The following is a 24,183-nucleotide window of genomic DNA, read 5'->3' on the forward strand; positions in this document are numbered from 1 at the left end:
ACATTAGTCTTTTATTAAGTATAAAGGGGGAACATGAATGAGTAGCATCCTGCTGGAAGCCAGAAATGTATACGAGGACTTCGAGGTGGAAACAGACATTCTGTTCTTTAAGGTCGGGGACCATGATTTGGTCATTTTTCACGGCAGAAACTACAACATAAAAAAGAGAATGACTGCCGAGCAATTAAAACGATTGTTATCCAATTCTACTTACTATCATGTGTACGGTGGCTGTTATGTCAATCTAAACAAGATCAGTTCTATCGAAGACGACTGCATTTATTTCGGAGAAAAGGGCCTATTCGCTAAAAACGTACGGGTCCCAAGACGGAAACAAGAAAGTATTCGTCATCTATTGAAAGGACTGAAGTAAACATCTTATTCCCATAAGCCGGAAGGGCATGTTACCGATGCCATTTCCGGCTTTTTGCTTTTTATTAATAGAAACTTAAAAAGATCCTATCTTTTTTTATACTTTCTTAAGGTTTAGGATCTGGATTTCTGTTAAAGTTGTAAATAGACAAGCAACACCTATATTGAAGGGAGTCATTACTAATAATGGACAAAAAAGATCTGAATGGAAATGAGAACTTAGAAAACAACGGTACTCCGGAAGAAGAATTGAACACTACCGAGAATACCAATGAAGTAAATGAAGTGGAGGTCGTAGCTGCTGAAGAACCTGTGAATACAACAAAAGAAGAAAGTGTTCCAGTAATGAACAAAGTCGGCAGCAACAATAATACGACGCCACCTGCTCCACCAGTTTCTCCTAAAGGTAACAAGGGCTGGATGATTGCCTCTGTGGTTCTGGCTGCGGCACTCATCATTGTATTGATTAAGCCTCCATTCCAAAAGGACGACAGCAGCACAGCTGTTGCTAGCGTTAACGGAACTAACATTACTAAAGAACAACTTTATGATAAATTGATCGAAGCAGGCGGAGAAAGTACACTGCAAGCTATGATTACTACTGAACTCGTTGATCAAGAAGCTAAAAAAGCCAACGTAACCGTTACTGATGAAGACATCAATGCTGAATTAGAAGACCTTAAAGCACAATTCGGCGGAGAAGCTGCATTTAATGCTGCATTGCAACAAAGCTCAATGACCGTTGATGACTTGAAGAAGCAAATGCCGCTGCAAGTAAAACTGCGTAAGATTCTTGAGCCGCAAGTGACTATAACGGATCAAGAAATCAAAGACTACTATGAAGCAAATAAAGCTACTTTCAATGAAGAAGAACAAGTTCGCGCTTCCCACATTCTCGTTGAGACTAAAGAAGAAGCGGATGCAATTCTGAAGCAATTGAAAGATGGAGCAGATTTCGCTGAACTTGCTAAAGAAAAATCTTCAGACACTGGTTCCAAAGCTAATGGCGGAGATCTAGACTTCTTCAAACGTGGAGACATGGTTGCTGAGTTCTCCGATGTAGCCTTTAAGCTTAAAGTTGGAGAAACAAGCGGTGCTGTGAAATCCGATTACGGTTATCACATCATTAAAGTTACCGACCACAAAGACGCTAAAAACTACACCTTGGAAGAAAAGAAAGATGAAATCAAAAAGACGCTTGTGTCTCAAAAGGTTTCCACTCTTTCCACTACTTGGTTATCAGATACAACTGCAAAAGCAAAAATCACAAATTCACTTACGGATGCCAAAAAAGAAGCAACAGCTTCTCCTGAGCCATCTGCAAGCGCAGAAGCAGGAACTGAATCTGCTAAATAATACGACAGTAAAAAGCAGGACAAGCGTTAATAGACGCTGTCCTGCTTTTTTTGTACCTCTATTTCCGAACTTTTAATTAATGTCCTTTTTTACGGACCTGCTTATCACGATTCTCTCCCCACTCTTTCGCTTGTGCGGTAGCAATAGAGATCGCCCTTCCCTCTTCATATCCTTCTTCTAGCAGTGCATTAGCAATATCAATTGCCTTATTACGAACAGGTGCTGTGAAGTTTTTCAGTGAATCAGGATAATCGTCTTTATTCCACGGCATACAAAAACCTCCTTGACCAGACTATATAATTAATTAGCCTGGTCAAGGAGGTTTTAAACGCTCTTTTTAAGCTTATTTAAAGACTTTAACGCGATCTTCAACCGGTTGGAATTGTTTCTCACCTGCTGGAGTTACAGTCTTACCAAATGGCAATTGAGCAATCAGTTTCCAGTCTTGCGGGATGCCCCAAGCTTCTTTCACTTCGTCATCAATCAGTGGGTTATAGTGCTGCAGGGATGCACCTAAACCTGCTTCAGAAAGTGCAGTCCATACTACGAATTGCAGAATGCCTGAAGATTGGTTAGACCAAACTGGGAAGTTCTCGGCATACAATGCGAAGTTTTCTTGAAGGTTCTTCACTACCGCTTGATCTTCAAAGAATAATACGGAACCGTAACCTGCTTTGAAAGATGCTAATTTTTGAGCTGTTCCTTCAAATTGTTCTGCTGGAACGATTTTGCGCAAAGTTTCTGTCGTGATATCCCATAATTTATCATGCTGTTCACCTAAAAGAACAACCGCTCTAGAGCTTTGGGAGTTGAATGAGGTTGGGCTATGCAAAACCGCTTGCTCAACGATTTCAATAATTTGAGCATCGGCTACAGTGGATTCTTTACTGATGGCATAGATGGAACGTCTTCCTTTAACTGCTTCAAGAAAATTGTTAGACATAAAATAACTACCTCCATTTATTTAAGTAACTTACTTTTGTACATCTTATCACCTTTTTTCTGAAAACACAACATCTATTCACAACTTATTTTGTCGGATATACAATTAGCCTCGATTAGTAACATCTCCCCTTCACTTTTCCGATATACATTTCGGCTAAAAATAAGCTACAATAGTGCAGCAAAAGTGCAGAAGGAAGGTTATATAAATGAATTTTTCAACAGATAAAGTTCTTATTCTACATAAAAAAATGGTCATATTCTCTTGTGTAGTGCTCTTTTTCCTTAGCTTGGTACTAACTGGCTGTAAAGACACAAAATCGTCTAATTTAAACGCTGTGGAACTTGGTCAAGCTGAACTAAAACCTGTCTCTTTCTGGGTCGCCACAGACACTCACTTTTTGGATAAGGATCTTCAGGATGGTGGACAGGCTTTTCAAACTTATGTCACTGGAGGCGATGGAAAAATGCTGCCCTACAGTGATGAAATGGGTGAAGCTTTGGTCTATGACGCTGAACAGAAAAAACCTGCGTTTATCATCCTCAGTGGCGATTTAACTAATAATGGAGAACGCAGCAGCCATCAAAAATTAACCGAAAATTTAAAACGAATCGAACAACAAGGAACCTCTGTTTATGTCATTCCAGGCAATCACGACTTATTTAATCCTTGGGCTAGATCCTTCAGTGGCGATAAACAGCTCCTTACGGATTCAATTACAGATAAGGATTTCGTCAAAATGTATGCGGATTTCGGCTACAAAGAAGCTGCATCACGTGATAAGGAATCACTAAGCTATATCGTCAAGGCTGCCCCCAACTTATGGATTCTGATGATAGACAGTAGCCAATACCTTAATAATAAAAAATACGGTTTCCCTCAGACCGATGGACGTATTGCTTCCTCTACGCTTTCATGGATCGATGAATCCGTTAAGCTTGCAGCCAAAGAGCACGCTTCAGTGATCACGGTGATGCATCATAATTTATTAAGTCACACTTCTATGTCTGTTTCAGGCTTCAAGCTTAATAACAGCCAGGAAGCTATAAAATCCTTACGGAAGAATGGACTTAATCTAGTTCTCTCAGGACATATTCATATGCAGGACATTCAAGTAGATCCAGCAGACGCGAATCAAGATACAGCATCCTCTGAACAAATGCCAATCTATGATATCGCTACGAGTGCGATGGCCGTCAATCCGCATCAATATGGAGCCATGACCTTCGATCCCGTCTCGCGAACCGTAAATTATAAAGCAACGTCTTTGAACGTAGAAGGTTGGGCTGAAGCTAACCAGATTACAGATCACAATCTCTTAAACTTCAAGGCTTATGCCGAAGAAGCCTTTGCTACTAACTCCTATGACAAAGCTATGGATAGTCTTAAGGAAAGTCCTTTAACGGAGTCTGAAAAAGAATCCATGGCGAAGGTAATGTCCAAGCTGAATGTACGATACTTCGCAGGAACTGCGGGTACTTTTGCTAAGGATATTAAAGCGTTGCCTGGCTACAAGCTTTGGGAGGAACAGCAGGACGGTTTCTTAGGAGGCTATGTCCAAAGTATGGCTGAAGAAAAAGCGTTAAGTAATGTCGACCTAGAGGTGGTTTTAACGAAGCAATAAAAAGATGCCTTATTTCATATAAAAAACCCAGCTCCACCCGCAATACTGCGAAGTTAGAAGCTGGGTTTGTTTGTGTTATTTAGCCAATGAGGATCGAACTAACTATTTACGTGTAATAGTAATCCAACCATCTTCATCTACATACACAGTAGCATGAAGTGCTTCAGCAAGCAGACGTAGCGATACATAGGCATCACCATATTCGTCAACAAATACAGGCTCTGCAAGCTTCACTTTTTCACCGTTAATCACTGCTTCGGAAGAACCGATTTTGAATACCAGTTTATCACCGTACACACCATCAGTTACGATAATAGCACGATTGACTGTATCCCATTCCACAATAGCATCTAAATCTTCTGCAAAATACCGAAGAGGAATGTACGTCGTATTATTGTCAACGATCGGATAATAATATTCGTCGTCTGGTTCGATGACAATCGTTCTCTTGGTGATACCAAGATCGTCTTTCAATATACGATAAACGTTAGAATTTGGATCAAAATTGTTCAAAGTCTCTCCAGGAGTCAGGTCACCGGAAGAAACATCAAGTGCTCCTTCAGTACTGATTGGATCTGCCGTTACAGCTCCACCAATGTTCCAAATCTGACTGGAAGCCTTAAGAGAGAAGCTCTTTAATGGCATATCTTCAGTACCTGGAAGCGCCACTTTCAGATCAACATTCTGTTTACGAACATGTAGTCCACTGTCTACAAAAATGTCGACAGCAAGCTTCGTATCCTTACTCAGAACCGTCTTAAGCTCAGGGGTAGCTTTGTAAAGACTGTCTAGTTGATTGTCATAAACCAGCAGTAACGCATCCACAGCCAATTTTGCTGCATCATGCAGTACAGTTACAACAGCTTCTTTATCACCCAGAGGAATTACTCCAATACCTGGAATTTCATAATCACCGGAGGCTTTTTCGTCCATAGCTTTGATCACAGGATACAGATAGTCATATAGACCACCAACCAATTCTGTAAAGCCTTCTGTATCTTTAGAGATCGATTTCAGGAATCCTTTTAACAATGCCGGAAGCTCATCACCCGTCACTTCGGTATGTAACTTCGTCATATTCACCTGCTGGCCATATACAGCCTCACTAACGGGTGTTACGCTAATTACGCTTGGATTAGGAAGATTCTTCACCACAAACTTCGTTAGCAGCTTACTAAGATCTTCAGCTTTAGTCAGATCCAATCCAACTTCAGCAAAGACCTCATCATAGCCTTGAACCGGGAAGTAAAACGGTTGTTTTGCTCCTTCAACCGTAAAGACTAAAGTTTTTTTGTCCATAAACAATGAGAATGGAATATTCAATTGTTTATAGCCGATCGTTCCATTGGCAGATACATTACCATTCTCTTGTAACTTTGCATTGCTAATACTCAGGGAAAAAGAATTTATGAGATCGACCATTTCCTTATCTTCTGCGCTAATTCCTTCTGAAGGTTCAGCGTTCATAGAAAACGTCATGCTGGATTCTGATGATTTAACATCGACATCCCCGATCAATGCCTTATTAACATCGAAACCTCCAACCGATTGACAACCGGCCAGAACAAGCAGCAGTGCGACAAAAGGAATAAACCATTTTGCCCTAGCTTTCATTCTCCTCATAGCAAGTCTCCTTTTTGTAAGATTTTTTGAAATCAATCCATTATCTCAGCAAAGGCAACATTTGTAAATCAAAGTATTACTTATTGTAAAAATACTATAGATTCAACAAAGTTCGCCATTCGATAGAAACCCATTCATTGTATATTACGCCTTTAAATAACGCTAAAATCAGTAAATGCGCAGGATAAAAAGACCACCACACCCAGCGTGGTACCCGGTGACGCTCTAAATATCCCCAAAGTGCAGGCGCCAAAGCAATCAACAGTGTTGGTAAAATACTAAGCATTTGCACAACCCAATAATTATAAAACATGTAGAACAGATTAAGTGCCAAATGTGCTACAACAAGCCAATATGACTTCGCATAACGGAATATCAATACTAGCAGCAGGCCGTACGCATTATAATCTATCGGGAAATAATCCATTAACGCGATAGCTGCAATGACGACTGGTATTCCAAGCCATGGAGTAGGCAGTTTATCTAAAATAACCAATACGGTTGCGGATAACAAAAGCGTAAACACCACGTTCCATCCACCAGGATTAATCGCTAAATTGTATGGGATCTGAGAAATAATAGCGATAATGAGCAGTCGGAACAAGTATTTCGGTCTGGATGATGTATGGATATGCCCCTGCACAAGCCCGTAACAGTAGATTGGAAAGGCTATTCTTCCTACATATCTCCAAGCAATATCCTCTGGAAAAAAGATATAGCCAATATGGTCGATTAGCATCGTCAGCATGGCGAGAATCTGCATATCAAACCTCCTTAAAATAAGTTGATATCATACATTCGCCAATGAGTACTTCATCTCCTTCGCCTGTACACAAATGATGACTGCAATAAAAGAGAACTGAATTTCTGGTTTCTTGCCTCTTGACTTTATGGGGTGCAATTGAGTACTATGAACGAGCAACATCATATGGCAATGATCAAAGACAAGATTTCCTATACGAACTGTCCAGAGAGAGAGGTCTAGGCTGAAAGCTTCTCCAGTACACGATTGTGAAGTTACCCCTTTGTAGCCGTGACGCTGAATCCGCAGATCTAAATTTTGCGGTAGTATGTGGCACCGACTTATCCACGTTATAGGATACCAATGAGGTCCTATCCTTGTGATAGGTCGAATTAGGGTGGAACCACGAGCTGAACGCACTCGTCCCTTTCTGGGAGAGATGCGTTTTTTTGCGTTCACCACTAACAATTTTTGAGAAATGGAGGCTAACAATCATGGAGATCAAGGTAACACTGCAAAACGGAACAATTAGAGAGGTACTGCAAGGAACGACGATTAAAGAAGCAGCAGGTGCCATAAGTACCAGTCTGAAAAAAAATGCTGTAGCTGGAATAATCGATGGAAGATCCGTTGATCTAAACCAAGCGATCGAACATGATTGCCAGCTCGAAATTGTTACGCTGGATAGCAAAGAAGGCCTGAAAATTTATAGACACAGTACAGCACATATCATGGCGCAGGCCATAAAACGTATATATGGAGATAAGGGTGTCCAGCTCGGCATAGGTCCAGTAATCGAAGATGGCTTCTATTACGACATTGATATTGAGACACCTCTATCCACGGATGATCTTGTAGCAATCGAACAAGAGATGGCGAGAATTATTCAAGAGAATCACCCGATTGTCCGCCGTGTCGTTCCCCGCGCTGAAGCAATCAAGCTTTTTGAAGCGATGAATGAGCCCTTAAAGCTGGAGCTTATCCGTGATCTGCCGGAAGACACAGTATTGTCTATTTATGATCAAGGGGAATTCTCGGATCTCTGTCGAGGCCCACATCTCCCCTCAACTGGCTTGGTCAAGGCTTTTAAGCTGTTGAATGTAGCAGGTGCCTACTGGCGTGGAGATTCGAATAATAAAATGCTGCAACGTATTTACGGAACTGCTTTTCCTAAGAAAGCTCAACTTGAAGAACACTTACTCTTTCTTGAAGAAGCTAAAAAACGTGATCACCGTAAGCTCGGCAAGGAACTGGAATTGTTTATGTTCTCTGAAGAAGCTCCAGGTATGCCCTTTTATCTTCCCAAGGGGATGACTATCCGTACAGAGCTTGAGAATTTCGCACGTGAATTACAAAGACAGAGAGATTACGATGAAGTTCGTACACCACTGATGATGAACAATCGGCTTTGGGAGCAATCCGGACACTGGGATCACTACAAAGACAATATGTATTTCACCAATGTAGACGAAACAAAATTCGCACTCAAACCGATGAACTGCCCAGGTCATATGATGATCTACAAAAATAATCTACATTCTTACCGAGAGTTACCTATCCGAATTGCCGAATTTGGTCAAGTACATCGCCATGAGTTCTCTGGGGCACTTAACGGGATGATGCGTGTTCGTACGTTCTGTCAGGATGATGCCCATCTCTTCGTATTACCAGAGCAGATTGAGGATGAAATAAGCCGGGTAATCTCACTGATTGACCATATTTATCAAGTGTTTGGCTTTGAGTACAAGATTGAATTATCTACTCGCCCGGCAGATTATATGGGATCAGAAGAACTATGGGATCTAGCTGAACAATCATTACAAAGTGTATTAGACAATCTCGGGATCGAGTATCGTGTGAATGAAGGTGATGGCGCATTCTACGGACCAAAGATTGATTTCCATATCTTAGATGCGCTAAAACGAAGCTGGCAATGTGGAACCATCCAACTAGATTGGCAAATGCCAGAGAAATTCGATCTTACTTACATCGGGGAAGATAACCTTAAGCACCGCCCGGTCGTAATCCATCGTGCTGTTTATGGGTCGATTGATCGTTTTATGGGGATTATTACGGAGCATTATGCTGGCGCATTCCCGCTATGGCTAGCACCCGTTCAAGCGAAGTTATTGCCCGTCTCTGAGAACTACGTTGATTATGCATTTCAGGTGAAACAATCCTTAGAACAAGCTGGCATTCGTGTAGAGGTTGATATCCGAAATGAGAAGCTAGGTTACAAAATTCGTGAAGCCCAACTTGAAAAATCACCCTACATGCTCGTTCTCGGTGAGAATGAGAAAAACTCTGGCAGTGTTTCTGTAAGAAAACGTGGTGAGGGTGATCTTGGTTCAAAGAGTATCCAAGAGATTATTGAGCAGATTAGTGAAGAAATAGTTAGTAAAAAATAAAGTTCTGCTTCAAATTAAACGTTAAAGGGCTGTCTATCGTAGAAATCTACGAACAAGACAGCCCTTTCTTTGATCACATATTAATATTCACAGGAACACTATTTCACGTACAGCCGACTGCTTTCTTCCCAATACTCGCCTGGTTTGAGACTGAATAAGCCTATCTCATCCGCTGGCAGATCTACCATTGGCGCATTAACTAAGTTGATTTGCGGCTCTGGGCAGAAGAACTGCTCAGAAGCACCATTATTCCAGATCATCCACTGCTTGTATGAAGTCCCTACATCATATACTAAAGTGACTCCAGCTTTGCTGTCGGTAAGCTCCATCCGGTTACGTCCATTCTGAGCTACAGCTGTGTAGTGGTTGTCCATCGAAGCGAAATAAGGATTCACACCTTCATCACGAAGCTGAGCTTCACCTGGCTCCAGCTCTTGGAATTTACCAGTCGGCAGCATACGGTCATTTAATTCCCAGCGATTACCGATGGTCGCTTTTACAAGGTAGTCTTGTGGTGTGCTACCTGGTGCGAATGGTGCATTAATCGCGGTATGGAATGCCAACAAGCAAGGCATCTCTTCATCACCATCATTATGGACTTGTACCTGTTGAGATAAGCCACCTTCACCAAGGGTATAACGTAGTTTCATTGTGTATTTAAACGGCAAGTATTGATAAGAAGGATGGTTCTCATCCACTTTGATGAATACGATTACGAAGCTTTCGGTCTTACCGCTACCGAACTCTTCTACTTCCCAAGCTGCCGTATGTAAAAATCCATGTAAATGGTTGCCTGTTGCGACTTCATTTACCGGGAGTTGATAAGTTTGACCATTCCAAGGAAATTTGCCATCTTCATATCGATTCGGAGGAAATAATACAGGAATACCATGGATGCCTGGACTTGCTTTGAAGGCTTCCATTTCCTCAGCTCCCGGTTCATGCAAGAAACGGTAACCGTTTTCGGTATCACGGAAACAGATCAAGTTGCCACCGATGCCTGGTAGGATAGCTGCCTCATAACGGCCAGCTTTCAACCAGATGGCTGCTTCTCCTTCATATTGTCCTTCATAGGCTGTGATAGACATAATAATGTGTTCTCCCTTCCAGTGTCTGATAATTGTCTCTACTTGATAGATTACCACATCTGGTCATGACGTGACATGCCCTTTTTTACAGCTGTTCCACTTCAACGCTCATGACATGATCAATTTTCTTCACATCATAATAGATCTCTGTTGCGTAATCTTTATCCGGCGCTGAGATCACCATATCGATCATTTGTCTTCCATCTTCCAAATCCTTAATCTTCATTCTGCGGATCGCCCGGGATGGACTTCTAGTACTTCTTTGGGTACTAACCTGGGGTCTCTCAATTTTTTGGATCACTTCAGTAAGTACAAAATTAGCTTCCATGATTATTCTCACCGAAACTTCATGCTTGTTAAGCACTTCAGGACCAATCGAACGAATTAAATGAGGAACTAAATTCACCGCAAACATTAGAAGAATAACCGCATATGCTGCTTCAATATAGAATCCTGCTCCCACAGCTATACCAATCCCCGAAGCTGTCCAGATGAGTGCTGCCGAGGTTAAACCTGATATCGCATCACCGCCTCTACGCAGGATAACACCAGCCCCCAAGAACCCTATCCCACTGACAATTTGAGCAGCGAGGCGCATCGGATCCATATTTGGATGCTCAGGACCTGCAAACTTATCAAAGGCATGAATAGACACTACAGTTACAAGACAAGAGGCAATACTAATGACCATACTGGTCCGAATCCCCAGCGGTTTCTGCTTGATCTGTCGGTCAATCCCGATGAACAGCCCGAACAGCATGGCCACTAGCAGCTTAATTAATGATTCAATATGAAAATCCATAGTTCATTCTCCTTTCTCCACAGATACTCCATTATAACGGAAAACGGAGATTATGATTAGCTTTATTTTACAGCAAAAAAACGGAACTCCTATCCTCCATGTATATGCGCAGACAGCTTATATAATCCGCATAACGAAGGGGATAGAATCCGTTTTGGTGAAAGATTATTTAACCATGCAGCAACGATTCTGCACCGTCACAATAAATCTCAGTTCCTGTAATATGATCGGAATCCTCGGAGGCCAGAAAAAGTGCCAGCTTTGCAACTTGATCAGGGCGCCCAGGACCTTCCTCTAGCGGTTGATCCCCTTCCGGAAATTCGACAGGGATCTTTACCTCTTTGAGATCCTCGGATGGAAAAGTGTTGTCATCTATATTGGTCTTAATAGCCCCAGGACAGATTGCATTTACGCGAATTTGAAATTGAGCCAGTTCTAATGCTGCCATTTTCATAAAAGCAACCTGACCTGCCTTTGTCGTACTGTAAGCAGAAAAACCGATGTTAGAAAATACACGATTTCCGTTAATGGAGCTGTTAATCAGGATGCTGCCACCGCTTTCTTTTAGATGCGGTATCGCATATTTAACAGTCGCGAAGGTTCCACGAAGGTTGATGTGAATCGTCTGGTCCCAAGACTCAATATCCATCGTTTCAATGGGCGTCATGGCTCCATTAATCCCTGCGTTTGCAAAAACAACATCAAGACGACCCCATTTCGCGGCCGCCTTGTTTATGGCAGCTTCCACTTGCGGGGGTTCAGCAACATCGCATTCAATTACGAGAGCTTCTCCGCCTTCTTTCTCCACTTGTTTTCTAACCTTTTCTGCGTTCTCAACAGTTCTATCCAGCAACACAACTTTGGCTCCGTTACGAGCGAACTCAAGCACAGTTGCTCTTCCAATGCCGGAACCACCTCCTGTTACAATCGCTACCTTACCTTCCAGCTTCTTATCTGCCATGTTTAAGTATCCTCCTTCTTGTCATGCAAGCCTTCCAGTTAAGTTCTTTCCTTAACCTTAACCTCGCATACAGAAGTTGAATCGATAGATCTTTAATACCCCAAAGGATTATTTTTATTCACCCTGCCGAAGATGGATAATGAGATCATTTAAACCGGCTTCACGGATGCCCTCTACAATAAGATCAGCAAGCAGACGTGCTCCTAAAATCTGAAAATGTGTATTGTCTTGTACGCCAACTGGATGCAAGATATATTCTCCCGGATAGGACCACATGAACAGATCCTTCGTTCCTTCCACACCATATTCTTCAAAAAGCTTACGACTCTTCTCCGCCAAATCGATTAGGGGGATCTGCTCAGTCTCAGCCAACTCTTTCATTGCCGTTAAATACTCTCCATGACTGTCTACTATAGCTTCAGCAGGATCAAATCTCCGCCTATGTACAGCGGTCACCAGTACCGGGTAGGCTCCTGCTTTCCTAGCAACTGTAATCATCCGCAGCAAATATTCTTTATATGTAGTGAAAGGTTCGGTGTGTCTATGTTCATCCCCTTTTGAATCGTTATGACCAAACTGTATGAATATATAATCTCTGGGCCGAAGCACAGTAGAAATATTGTCCAAATGCCCTTCCTCAATAAAGCTCTTGGAGCTACGTCCTGAAATGGCTCGATTATCCACTACAAGACCTGCTTTGAAGCAGCGAGGCAGCAACTGGCCCCAGCCAGCATAGGGATAACCAGCTTCTCCTTGATCGGTCACCGTAGAATCACCAGCCAAATATAAGACGAGCGCTTCGTTGTCAGGCTCAATGTCGAGAGCATTTATTCGAGGCGCAATACCTGAGAAGGAGAGCTTTAGCTGACCACCCATGATTCGCATCGCAAATGATTCTCGTATATACTGACCTGCCGGGACGTTCAATGTATCTAATACGTACTTACCATCACCTGCTCGAATTATTGTACTCGTATCTGCTAAGGAGTCACCAAGTAACAAAGAAATCCGGTAAATCCCATCAGGAATATCTAACAGGAAGACTGCCTTCTGCGGAATGCAGAAATCACTTCTTAATGTATCTGCTCCTCCCCTGGAACGCCCGAATACTGTCGAGTCTGAAGTAAAACCAAATTGCGCATCCGGAGAGTATCGTGAGTCCGGCCGAATTTTGGTGTAGCCGGACGCTGTATCTTTAATCCCAAAGTCAAAATGATAGCTATCCAAATTCAGCCGCACCTTTCTTCATTAGATATTTTATCCTTTCAAACCACTGGTGCTGATTCCTTCCACAATCTGCTTTTGAAAGATAAAGAAAATAATCATGACGGGTGCCAAGCTAAGAACGGACATGGCAAACATGGGTCCCCAGTTGGACACGGACTCACTGTCGAGGAACATTTTCAGCCCCATAGAAACTGTATATTTAGATGGAGAGTTCAGGTACAACACTGGCCCAAGCAGGTCTTCCCAGCGCCAATAGAAGGAAAAGATCGCTGCAGTAGCCATAGATGGACGGATGAGTGGGAGAATGATTCTGAAGTACAGACCAAATTTCCCGCACCCATCAATCGTAGCCGCTTCGTCAAGTTCAACAGGTATTGTCCGAATAAACTGCAGCATTAGGAAAATAAAGAACGGAACACCGAAGAACTGTGGAACCACGATCGGCTTGATACTATCGAGCCATTCCAATTTCGCATAGATGATATATTGCGGGACTAGCACTACATCTGAAGGAAGCATAAGCGTCATCATCATGATACCGAACCATAAGCCATGCCCTACAAACTTATTACGTGCAAATCCGAAGGCTACCAGTGAAGAAGAAACCACCGCTCCTAGAGTGGCTACAACGACAATAATTAATGAATTCTTTATGAAGACACCAAAGGAATATCCGGCAATCCCTTCCCAGCCTTTAGCATAATTCCCCCATACCCATGGATCGGGAAGAAGCTGCTGAGCGGTAACGAATACAAGCCGGCTCTCTTTAAAAGAGCTCATGATCATCCACAAAATCGGATACAGCATAATGATAGCGAGGCCACCGATAAGAATGTGATACAGCGGCCATTTCAGTTTCATTTTCGCCATGGATTATTTTCCTCCTTCCGATTCGTAGAAGACCCACGATTTGGATGTCTTGAACAAAATTCCGGTCATGATGCCGACTAGCAACAACATCACCCACGCCATAGCTGAAGCGTAACCCATGTTATTAAACATAAAGGCCTGACGGAATAGATATAGAGAATACAACATCGTACCGTCCATTGGTCCGCCTTCACCTTTAGAGATAATATAAGCTGGAACAAAGGTCATAAATGCACTGATCGTCTGCATGACTAGATTGAACAGAATAACTGAGCTTAGGAGGGGCATTGTAATCTTAAAGAACTTTCTGAAAAAGCCTGCTCCATCTACACTAGCTGCCTCGTACATTTCACCAGGAATATTCTTTAGACCTGCCAGAAAGATCAACATGGATGAACCAAATTGCCACACGGATAAAGTGATCAACATAATAAGCGCAGCGCTCGGATTACCAAACCAACTTACTGGACCAAGGCCGAAAAAACCGAGCATGCCATTAATAATTCCAGTATCACTAAAAATATTACGCCACATGATGGATACCGCCACACTGCCACCTATAATAGAAGGTAAATAATAAGTTGTACGATAGGCTCCGATCATGCGCGATTTAGTATTTAGAATCATAGCCACAAATAATGCAAAGGTGAGACGTAAAGGCACACCAATAAATACGTAAAGCAGCGTCACCTTTAGTGAATGTAAATATTTCGGGTCATTCGAGAACATTTTGATGTAATTATCAAATCCGATCCATTTAGGTGGAGCGAACAAATTGTATTTGGTAAAAGAAAGATAAAGAGAAATGATCATCGGGATCAATGTGAAGCAAAGGAAGCCAATGACGAATGGACTGATAAAGGCATATCCTGTAAGGTTGCTTCGTAAACTCCGGCCTGTTAGCTTCTTTTTCTTAAAAGCCAGCGGATTCGAAGGAAGGGGATTCGTGGATGCCAAGGGTCTCCAACTCCTTTTTATGTGAATAATAAGGGAAACGGACTGCCGCCTAACCAAATGGCATGCCGTTTCCCATGTTAGACGCAGTATAGTTATCTGTTACCTTCTATTACCGGCTGGAGAGAATAGCGTTCGCTTCTTTTCGGAACTGTGAGGCGGCGGCGGCTGGGTCAATTTTGCCGAAGTTCATTTGTTCAGCAAGGTCTGTAAGGAGTGCTACTACCTCTGGCGATCCAACTGGCGGACTCATTGGAGAAGTAGTAGGCTCCATGTCAGCTACGAATTTAAATACTTGCTTACCGGAATCCGTTAATTGTGAAGCTACAGATTCTTTGATTTTGCTTGAAATTGGCACACCACGTTCGCCTTTGATTAAATTGTTGGCTTCGGGATCATTAATCCAGAAATCAACGAACTTCGCTGCTTCTTCCTTCACTTTTGAGTTAGAAGTCACCGACCAATACATACTTGGCTGCATGTAGAGTCCTTTTTCCATATCCGGACCAGGCATTTGTGCCAGTGCCATAGGGCGATTTACAGCGATTTGCAAAGCAACATATTGGTTCGACCATTGCCATACGCCGATGCCTGTTCCTTTAACAATATCAGACTCTTCGATAACGCCTTTGTTTTGGCTCAGTTTGTCTTGGGATGGAACCGCTCCATCTTTAATTAAACCAGACAACATTCCGAAAAAGTCAGTGAACAAGGCATCATCCTCATATCCAAGCGCTGAACCATCATTGTTATAAAGTGCCAGCCCTTTTGTACGCAGATAATAGTTGAAGAATACGTCAGCTGCCATAGAACCGTCGATATACAGTCCAGCTGATTTAGCTTTCGCAGCAATTTCTTTGTATTGATCCCAAGTCCAGTTCTCAGGAATGGAATCCACCCCTGCCTTCTTTAGCAATTCTGGGTCATATTGAAAACCAAGTACGTTAACGCCTAATGGAATTCCGAATTGCTTCTCATTGATTACCCCAGTACTAAGGACGTTCTCATTCACATCGCCGACTTGTATCTGAGAGTTCAAATAAGGCTTCAAATCTTCGAGCTGTCCGTTAGACCCATATTGATTAATATAAGAAATATCCATTTGAACGATATCAGGAAGTCGATTCGCTGCTGCTTGAGGGGCAAGCTTCTTCCAATAATCATCGAATGAAGCATATTCAGGTTCAATCGTTACATTCGGGTATTTGGCTTCATACATATCAATCACTTGTTGTGTATAAGAATGCCGTGTATCTCCACCCCACCAAGCTATACGCAGAGTTACGGGTTCTGCTGAAGTTGTAGCTGCGGGTTTCGTTTCTGAAGGCGTGTTTGTAGCGGAATCCGTAGCGGCAGCACTATTATTGTTATTACCTCCACCACAACCAGCTAACATCGATGACAACAACAATGGTACGGCTAGTAAAGCGAATCTCTTTTTCAAATTCATGTCCCCTTTTCCTATAATAGTATAAAGGCTCTGATCCCTTTAGGTAGCGCTTTCATGTATAAATCTTCTCAAATATTCAGTGATTGTTGAATACAAAAAACCGTCTTGTTTGTTCAATAATCAGTTCCCTTGAGAGGGTTTCATAAATTCTGTGGGTGTCTGCCCAGTTACTTTTTTGAACACTTGACTAAAATACTGTGCATTCCCACCGAAGCCGAACATTTCAGCGAGCTCAAATACTCTTACATCACCACTATGCATAATGTGTTCTGATGCTTTAGTAATCCGGTAATTGGTAACGTAATTAGAGAATTTCTCCCCCGTGATTTTCTTAAATATTTTCCCGAGATAATCAGGATTCATATATAACATCTCAGCAGCGACTGAGCTAAGTGACAGTTCCGCATTCTTATAATCATCCGCAATAATTTTGAACATTTTATCTACGATTAAGGATTGGCGACAGCGAAAATGACGATCATACATCGCTGTCAAACGAGCAGCAGCATCTTTTACATAGGCTTTAAGACCACTTAAAGTCCTGATCTCAGCCAGTTCCACCATACTTGAAGTAAAGGTATTTCTTTCATCAGGGACGGCTAGACGTATCATCGCAGAATACAATTGTAAAACATAAGATCGTGTTACATTAATATCCACACGCTGTTCAGCTAGCAGATTAAATAACCGCTCTAATTCAAACTCTACTGCACTTTGTTCGCCCGCCTTAATCAGCAGACAGATTTGCTCTTCATCTAGTTCAATGTCATTTCTTCCGCTTAGTTCATCACTAGGAATATCACTTCCTGTGATCAGGCCTCCCTCTTCCATATAAAAACAGTGATTAAGACATTGCAGAGTCTGACGATACAATCTCCGTGAATGTATCATGAAGTCCGCGTCACTAATCGCAATGGTTACATCCACTTTATAAAATTTGTAGAACATTTTCCGTACATCAGAAATTCGTTCAAGCAGTGTACTATTCAGCGCAGTCTCTCCTTCGACTTCCATTAGTGTCAGAATAAATCCGCCTATCCTTGTACTAAGCAGCGTTTCTTGCAGCATATCCTGTGCAATATTTTGCAAAGCAAATAGTTGCTCATATTCATAAGAACCTTCCAGTCTGAACAAGATCAAACGCACCACTTTGTCATTTAATTCGATGCCTAGCAGCTCCTGATAATACTCTAAATCTTGACTCCCGTACGTTTTGTTAGAGATCCATTCCTTCAAAAATTGTTCCTTTACATGCGGTAGAACTTTAGTAAAACGTTGCTTCATATCATTTACAAATTCCGTCCGGCCCTTAAGTTCATCGAGCTCTGCTACCAGTTCAACTAACGCATCATGAATTTGATTCTCGTTGCACGGCTTAAGCAGATAATGCTTCACTCCATGCTGCATAGCGATACAAGCGTAGTCAAAATCCTTATAACCCGTCAACATAATGAACTTTACCTCAGGAAACCGTTCACTGCATTTCTGCACCAAGCCTAGTCCATCCAATCCGGGCATGGAAATATCAGTAATCACTATTTCAGGGCGAAGCTCCTCTATTTTCTCTAAGGCTTCTATCCCGTTTCGAGCAGTACCCACAAGTTCCGTTCCTGCCTGTGCCCAGTCCACTACCTGAGATATGCCTTCTAGTATCAACCGTTCATCATCAACCAGCAGTAACTTATACATTCTCTTGCACTCCTTTTAAATAAGGTATACGTACATGTATTGTCGTTCCTTGACCTGGCTCACTTTCAATCACTGTACCCCATTCTGGGCCAAATACGATTTGAATACGCTCTGCGATGTTCGCTAACCCAATGCCTTCGCCACGTGTCTTAACTCTTCCCTGCTGTAAATCTTTGATGAACTCGGCACTCATCCCCGGCCCATTATCACTAACAAGAATATCAAGGCCCTGTTCTTCCTCACTTACGGTTATAGAAATCGTGCAAGGCTCGATATTAGGCTCCAATGCATATCGGATCGCATTCTCGATCAACGGCTGAAGCGTCAGCTTCGGAATTAAAGCGTCATGCAAATGCTCTGGAAAATCCATGCGGAAATCAAGTCTCTCGTCAAATCGTGTCTTCTGGATAATGACATAATTGCGCACAATGGTGAGCTCTTTTTCAATCGTAATCAACGGGTCTTTAAGACCAATCGAACTGCGAAACAAATAGCCAAGCGCTTCTACCATTTCTGAGATTTTAGCTTGCTTGTTCATCTTCGCTAACCAATTGATCGATTCAAGTGTATTGTACAAAAAATGCGGATTGATCTGTGCCTGCAGTGCTTTAAGCTCGGTCTCTCTAATAATGAGCTGCTTCGCATAATTCTCATCGATAAGTTCTCTGATTCTGCGGATCATCATTTTAAAGGTTCTGTTAAGCTGACTTACCTCGTCCTGCGCAGTTTGTGAAACGACACCTAGCGACTGTTCCTCCAGATTATCCAGATCTCCCTTTTCGATTTGTTTCATTTTTTTGGTCAGCTTTGAAATCGGGCGTACAATACTTCGGGCTAATCGATAGCCTAAGAGCAATCCAATTAGTAATATGAGCGCGAATATGATGACGACCAATTTTTTTACAAAAGTAATATGTTTGAACATCTCATTGAAGGGGGTCGCATTGATATACATCCATTCCATATAAGATGATTTAGTCTTCGTTATAAAATATGTTCCTTCTTCATACTTAGCCGTACGATAAAGTTCGGAACGTTCCGTTTCCGCTTTAAGCTCATTTGGCAGCAACATTGGAGTTTGGGGATAAACCGCTAGCCCTGAAGCCGCATCTGCAACAATCAACTGATCGCCATCCGAAGTGTTACTAGTGCTATCTGCAATAATACGATCAATCCGAATTCGAATGACTAACGTTCCTAAATCGTCCAGCGTAAAGGTTGATCCGGTGTAAGATTTAATCTGCCGAACAGCCAGGAGTGAATTCTTATTCCCTTGGGGATACCACACAATACTACCGCTAGCTTCCTTAGCCAGAGGCTTTAATTGATCCTGGAGATCCTGTGATACACCTTCCCGATTACCCGCAGTCATAGCGCCGCCATTCGTATCCAACAACATCATGGAATAAACGTATTTCTCTGCTCCTGCAAAGGCAACTAACCTGTTAATGATTTTATTATGTAGGACCTGCCGCTCATATGGTTGAGGATCATCCTGCAACTGGCGAAGACATTCCTGAATTTGCTCATCAGAGACCACTGTAAAAGAAAGTTGTTCCAGCTCTCTCAAAGTACTCTCTATACTGATAGATGACATTCCCAGCACTTCAGATGCCTTTTCATAGATTTGCTTGTCATAAATTCGATAAACATACTGCAGGACGGTTAAAGAGAACAGAAAGGACAGCAGCAGCAAAAATGAAATGATCAATATCATTTTATTAAAAATTCCTGAACTCCTGTAAGCGCTAACATTCTTCCAAAACATAAGCATCCTCCAATTCACTCCAAACCCTTATTATGGGAAGTAATATTTATCATCACTATATCCTATCATAAATGATATTGAAGCATTTGGGAAAACTTACAACAAAAAGGACTTAAAGCGAAATCCAGAGTCAGAATTCACTTTAAGCCCCTATCCTGAGCCTAAGATACTCCTATAAAAGACTAACCAAGCATCATTCGATCATCCGCCAGTTTATGACCACTGATGGTCTCAAATTCTCCCAGCAGGCGTTCTACCGTAAGATCCTTTTTCCTTGTTTCATCAATATCAAGGATAATACGGCCTTTATCCATCATGATAAGACGATTGCCAAGACGTATAGCCTGCTCCATGTTATGGGTAACCATAAGCGTAGTCAGCTTCATCTCACGGACGATAGACTCTGTCAGTTTAGTAATCAGCTCCGCTCGTGAAGGATCAAGTGCCGCTGTATGTTCGTCTAATAACAAGATTTGCGGCTGGGTAAAGGTTGCCATTAGCAAACTCAGTGCTTGTCTCTCCCCACCAGATAATAACCCTACCTTTGCTCGCAGACGATTCTCCAATCCAATCCCGAGACGACTTAACTCCTCACGAAACATCGTCCGTCTCGCTGCATTTACACCAAACGATAGTCCTCTACTCTTCCCTCTTTTGTAAGCCATCGCTAAATTTTCTTCAATCGTCATCCGTGGAGCCGTACCTGCCATCGGGTCCTGAAAAACCCGTCCGATCCAGCGACTGCGCTGATATTCTGCTAAATGGCTGATCGAATTCCCTTCAATACTTGCTGAACCAAGATCCGGCTTCATCACACCAGAAATAATGTTCATTAGCGTTGATTTACCAGCACCGTTGCTTCCAATAATGGTAACAAAGTCACCGGGAAGAAGCTCCAAATCAATGCCAAGTAGCGCGATCTTCTCATCCGGTGTTCCAGGATTAAACAGCTTAGATACGTTATCCAGTTTAAGCATCGATGGTGCCTCCTCTCTTGCTGCTAAACGCTTGTTCAGCTAATTCAAGCGAACGTTTACGCGCCATATTCTTCTGCTTCAAGAAACGCTGAATCGATGGGAATACAAGTGCGAAAATAACGATAATCGCCGTAATCAGCTTAAGATCCGAAGGTCTCAACCATGGTACATACAAGGCTAGTGCAACTACGATTCGGTAAACAATAGATCCCAGAACAACTGCCAACGTCGCACGGAATACATTTCCAGCACCGAAAATGGCTTCACCAATGATTACCGAAGCTAATCCGATAACAATCATCCCTATTCCCATTGAGGAATCCGCAAAAGTGGAATACTGAGTGATCAATGCACCTGAAAGTGCCACCATTCCGTTGGATAAACTGACTCCGAGAATTGTCGTATTATCTGTGTTTACACCCAGACTACGGATCATTCTTGCATTATCTCCGGTAGCCCTTAAAGCAAGCCCAAGATCAGTACGCAAGAATAAATCCATTTGAATTTTCACGAATAAAACAATAAAAGGAAGAACAAGAAGTGGATTGATGGACGAGAACAACGTGGTATCACCCATTAGTGACCAGTTAGGTTTACCGCCAAAAATTCTCAGATTGATGGAATAAAGTGCGATCATCATTAGAATCCCGGATAACAATCCATTAATCTTGCCCTTCGTATGTAGTAGACCCGTACACATTCCTGCCAGCATCCCACCTGCAATAGCAGCAAGCGTGGCTAACCAGGGTGCATAACCATTGGTAATCATAACGGCAGCAATAGCGCCGCCAGTAGTAAAGCTTCCATCTACAGTCAAATCAGGAAAATCCAAAATGCGAAAAGTAATATACACCCCTAAAGCCATAAATGCATAGAGCAACCCCATTTCCACAGCCCCGAGCATTGAATCATACATAGAAGTCTTCTCCTTTCAAGCATCAAGGGGCGCCCTCATGGAATCGCCCCTATAGAATGTCTTATTGAATAATATTGTTAGCTTGATCGGTAACTTCTTTTTTCATCGCATCCGTCACTTCTATACCTTGTGCGGCAGCGGCTTTAAGGTTAAGGATAAGATCGAGCTTTTCTTGCATCGTTACTTTCATATCTGCTGGCTTTTTACCATTCTTCAGAATGTCCACTGCCATTTGTCCAACTTGGTAACCATGGTCGAAATATTTGAAGCCAACGGTTGCAAATGCGCCTTTTTCAACGGTATCCCGGTCGCTGGAGAAGAACGGAATTTTCTTATCATTAGCTGTTTGAATAATCGTATCAACAGCACTCACTACTGTGTTATCCAAAGTAATGTAGAATGCATCTACACGACCAGCGAGTGATTCAGCAGCTTGCTTCACTTCAGAAGTATTTGTGATGGCTGCCTTCACAAGCTCAATGCCATGTTTATCCAGCTCTTTCTTAGCAATATCCGCCATAATTACAGCATTTGGTTCACCCTCATTGATAACAATGCCCAGCTTCTTCACATTAGGAAATTGAGTAGCAATGAATTGCATTAATCTATTAATAGCTTCAGGATTCGTATCTGATACACCAGAAACATTTCCACCTGGGTGCTCCAGATCAGTTACGATCTTTGCATCGAGTGGATCAGTCACTGCTGCGAACAGTATCGGAGTGTCCTTACTTGATTTACTAAGCGCTTGAACAACCGATTGAGCAGAAGGTGTCGCAATAGCCAATACCAAATCATTAGTGTCAGCAGCAATCTTCTGAGCAATGGTCAAGTTATTCGCAGGGTCAGCTTGAGCATTCTCAAGGTCAACCTTCAGGTTCTCTCCTTCAACAAGCCCGGCATCCTTCAAAGCAGCAAGAATACCTTCGCGTGTAGCATCAAGTGATGGATGTTCAACGTATTGCGAAATTGCGATTTTGTACGTTTTGGAATCAGCGGTTCCGGCATTCGTTGGCGCATTACCAGTGTTTGTTGCGTTTCCTGAATTTACAGCGGCATTATTGTTGCCACAGCCAGCAGCTACTAGCATGAAGCATAAGCTTAAACCTGCAAAAATGTTTCTCTTTTTCATTAAAGTACCCCATTTCATTAGATTATTAACGCGTGCATCAAAGTGAGCGACTCAGCATTATCACTTTTATCGATAAAAGCATTAAAGCATAAGCTTACACGTACCTCACAATAATGATGGAAATCTATTAAACCTATATTATATGGAGGTTGTTTATCCGTCAATCACTTATCCTACTTCCATAGATTACAAATTTTATAGCGCATAACTCACCAATATAGGAAGGACTTGGTTATGTCTTACAGTGATTGCCTTCGGCCTCATTACATAAAAAAAAGCCCCCTGCACAAACTTAAACTACAGTTTGAACATGGAGCGTGTCATATGCCTAATAACCACAAAAAATTACTATCCACTGCTACTGTATTGCTCGCTGCCGTTTTATCAAGTACCGCATGCGGTTACTCTTCACAATCACAAAAACCCAAGGTAAACGCCGTAACTCCCGATGGCATGCAAGCCTCAAGTTATTATGAAAAGTCCGCCATCACCGATGCTCAAGGAAAGTACTGGATTCCACTCAAACCTGCGATTACTTCACTTGGCTATCGAATGAAAGATGATGCTACTCATGGTGGATACACCAAAATTGGCTACAGTGATGTTATGTATATGCTGCGCCCTGGCTCTACTCAAGTCTTCTCCCTAGGTGAGAAAATCACATTACCGCAGGCACCTAGACGACAAGAAGGTCAAATCTATATCACACCGCTAGCTCTATCCAAATTTCTTCAAACGGAGGTGGGTTGGAATCCTCAGTCTGGTGAAATCAACATAGCCACACCGACCGACCATGAAGCTATTATAAAAACACCATCTACTAAGTCATTAAATGAAGCTAAACCATTTCACATTCAAAGTATTTCTGAAGCAGACAAGAAGGAATTAGTTACTTATGCCAAAAAATTCTTAGGTGTGCCTTATGAATTCGGTACCGGGCCTTATGAAGAGACTAAGAAATTTGATTGCTCTTCTTTTACAAGGCATGTATTCAAACAATTCAGTGTAAACTTACCGCGTTTAGCCAAGGATCAAGATAATATAGGTTCTCGCGTGCAACGCAGTGCACTAGATGTCGGCGATCTTATATTCTTCACTGTCCCAGGTCGGTTTGAAAGTGACGCTATACCCGGGCATGTCGGTATTTACATTGGGGATGGAAAGTTCATTCACACCTGGGGTGATCCCGGGGTTCAGATCAGTGAGCTTGACTCAGGGTATTGGAGCAACGTAATCCTGCATATGCAGCGCATTCTGTAACCCACATTCACTGGCTAAAGG

Annotated in this window: 21 protein-coding genes; 5 read left to right on the top strand and 16 right to left on the bottom strand. The window is 42.3% G+C overall.

Going from position 1 to position 24,183, the window contains the following annotated elements; translation table 11 throughout:
* Positions 1-37 precede the first annotated feature (37 nt).
* Positions 38-373 (top strand): hypothetical protein, encoded by a 336-nt coding sequence (locus MKX35_RS22125; protein ID WP_042126947.1) that lies wholly within the window; start codon positions 38-40, stop codon positions 371-373.
* A 185-nt stretch (positions 374-558) separates the two neighbouring features.
* Positions 559-1,728 carry a peptidylprolyl isomerase gene (locus MKX35_RS22130; protein WP_076282889.1) on the top strand — a complete coding sequence of 390 codons (1,170 nt, stop codon included), beginning with the start codon at positions 559-561 and terminating at the stop codon, positions 1,726-1,728.
* A gap of 76 nt (positions 1,729-1,804) precedes the next feature.
* Here the strand turns inward: MKX35_RS22130 and MKX35_RS22135 are convergent, their stop codons facing one another.
* Both MKX35_RS22135 and MKX35_RS22140 read right to left on the bottom strand, forming a co-directional pair.
* On the bottom strand, positions 1,805-1,999 hold the full coding sequence (locus tag MKX35_RS22135; RefSeq protein ID WP_076282890.1) for a hypothetical protein: 195 nt from the start codon (positions 1,997-1,999) through the stop codon (positions 1,805-1,807).
* 72 nt (positions 2,000-2,071) lie between these two features.
* Positions 2,072-2,671 (bottom strand): nitroreductase family protein, encoded by a 600-nt coding sequence (locus MKX35_RS22140; protein ID WP_042187439.1) that lies wholly within the window; start codon positions 2,669-2,671, stop codon positions 2,072-2,074.
* 208 nt (positions 2,672-2,879) lie between these two features.
* Here MKX35_RS22140 and MKX35_RS22145 point away from each other — a divergent pair, with 208 nt between their 5' ends.
* Positions 2,880-4,295, top strand: a complete 1,416-nt coding sequence (locus MKX35_RS22145) for a metallophosphoesterase (protein WP_081382862.1) — start codon at positions 2,880-2,882, stop codon at positions 4,293-4,295.
* Between the two features lie 102 nt (positions 4,296-4,397).
* On the opposite strand, the gene MKX35_RS22150 is transcribed toward MKX35_RS22145, so the two are convergent.
* A complete protein-coding gene (locus tag MKX35_RS22150) occupies positions 4,398-5,918 on the bottom strand; it encodes a copper amine oxidase N-terminal domain-containing protein (RefSeq protein WP_081382863.1) in 1,521 nt (506 codons plus the stop codon).
* Positions 5,919-6,012: 94 nt separating this feature from the next.
* Positions 6,013-6,681, bottom strand: coding sequence for a TraX family protein (locus tag MKX35_RS22155; protein WP_076299444.1), 669 nt, complete (start codon positions 6,679-6,681; stop codon positions 6,013-6,015).
* 473 nt (positions 6,682-7,154) lie between these two features.
* Here MKX35_RS22155 and thrS point away from each other — a divergent pair, with 473 nt between their 5' ends.
* Complete coding sequence (thrS, locus tag MKX35_RS22160) at positions 7,155-9,068, top strand: threonine--tRNA ligase (RefSeq protein WP_076299445.1); 1,914 nt, start codon at positions 7,155-7,157, stop codon at positions 9,066-9,068.
* A 98-nt stretch (positions 9,069-9,166) separates the two neighbouring features.
* Here thrS and MKX35_RS22165 read toward each other — a convergent pair whose 3' ends face one another.
* The 12 genes from MKX35_RS22165 to MKX35_RS22220 all read right to left on the bottom strand — a co-directional run bounded on the left by MKX35_RS22165 (position 9,167) and on the right by MKX35_RS22220 (position 22,902).
* Complete coding sequence (locus tag MKX35_RS22165; protein ID WP_076299446.1) at positions 9,167-10,156, bottom strand: aldose 1-epimerase; 990 nt, start codon at positions 10,154-10,156, stop codon at positions 9,167-9,169.
* A gap of 85 nt (positions 10,157-10,241) precedes the next feature.
* The gene (locus MKX35_RS22170) at positions 10,242-10,958 is read right to left on the bottom strand and encodes an MgtC/SapB family protein (protein ID WP_042126933.1); all 717 of its coding nucleotides are present in this window, start codon (positions 10,956-10,958) and stop codon (positions 10,242-10,244) included.
* Positions 10,959-11,127: 169 nt separating this feature from the next.
* Complete coding sequence (locus MKX35_RS22175; protein ID WP_042187431.1) at positions 11,128-11,919, bottom strand: SDR family oxidoreductase; 792 nt, start codon at positions 11,917-11,919, stop codon at positions 11,128-11,130.
* Positions 11,920-12,033: 114 nt separating this feature from the next.
* Positions 12,034-13,158, bottom strand: coding sequence for a rhamnogalacturonan acetylesterase (locus MKX35_RS22180; RefSeq protein ID WP_341044430.1), 1,125 nt, complete (start codon positions 13,156-13,158; stop codon positions 12,034-12,036).
* 18 nt (positions 13,159-13,176) lie between these two features.
* On the bottom strand, positions 13,177-14,016 hold the full coding sequence (locus MKX35_RS22185) for a carbohydrate ABC transporter permease (protein WP_042126927.1): 840 nt from the start codon (positions 14,014-14,016) through the stop codon (positions 13,177-13,179).
* 3 nt (positions 14,017-14,019) lie between these two features.
* Entirely contained in the window at positions 14,020-14,940 is a 921-nt protein-coding gene (locus MKX35_RS22190) for a carbohydrate ABC transporter permease (RefSeq protein ID WP_042132108.1), read from the bottom strand.
* A gap of 142 nt (positions 14,941-15,082) precedes the next feature.
* Positions 15,083-16,420, bottom strand: a complete 1,338-nt coding sequence (locus MKX35_RS22195; RefSeq protein ID WP_076282896.1) for an extracellular solute-binding protein — start codon at positions 16,418-16,420, stop codon at positions 15,083-15,085.
* Positions 16,421-16,540: 120 nt separating this feature from the next.
* Entirely contained in the window at positions 16,541-18,109 is a 1,569-nt protein-coding gene (locus tag MKX35_RS22200) for a response regulator transcription factor (protein ID WP_076299448.1), read from the bottom strand.
* Entirely contained in the window at positions 18,102-19,877 is a 1,776-nt protein-coding gene (locus MKX35_RS22205) for a sensor histidine kinase (RefSeq protein ID WP_081382864.1), read from the bottom strand. The genes MKX35_RS22200 and MKX35_RS22205 overlap by 8 nt, the downstream gene beginning before the upstream one ends.
* Positions 19,878-20,059: 182 nt before the next feature.
* The gene (locus MKX35_RS22210) at positions 20,060-20,854 is read right to left on the bottom strand and encodes an ABC transporter ATP-binding protein (RefSeq protein ID WP_076282899.1); all 795 of its coding nucleotides are present in this window, start codon (positions 20,852-20,854) and stop codon (positions 20,060-20,062) included.
* Positions 20,847-21,770 (bottom strand): ABC transporter permease, encoded by a 924-nt coding sequence (locus tag MKX35_RS22215; protein WP_076299450.1) that lies wholly within the window; start codon positions 21,768-21,770, stop codon positions 20,847-20,849. The genes MKX35_RS22210 and MKX35_RS22215 overlap by 8 nt, the downstream gene beginning before the upstream one ends.
* A gap of 61 nt (positions 21,771-21,831) precedes the next feature.
* Positions 21,832-22,902 carry an ABC transporter substrate-binding protein gene (locus MKX35_RS22220; RefSeq protein WP_076282901.1) on the bottom strand — a complete coding sequence of 357 codons (1,071 nt, stop codon included), beginning with the start codon at positions 22,900-22,902 and terminating at the stop codon, positions 21,832-21,834.
* Between the two features lie 324 nt (positions 22,903-23,226).
* Between MKX35_RS22220 and MKX35_RS22225 the strand changes: the two genes are divergently transcribed.
* Positions 23,227-24,162 (top strand): C40 family peptidase, encoded by a 936-nt coding sequence (locus tag MKX35_RS22225; protein ID WP_076299451.1) that lies wholly within the window; start codon positions 23,227-23,229, stop codon positions 24,160-24,162.
* Positions 24,163-24,183: the final 21 nt, after the last annotated feature.

The organism is Paenibacillus sp. FSL R5-0923, assembly GCF_038009145.1.
In the GTDB taxonomy this organism is placed as follows: domain Bacteria; phylum Bacillota; class Bacilli; order Paenibacillales; family Paenibacillaceae; genus Paenibacillus_AQ.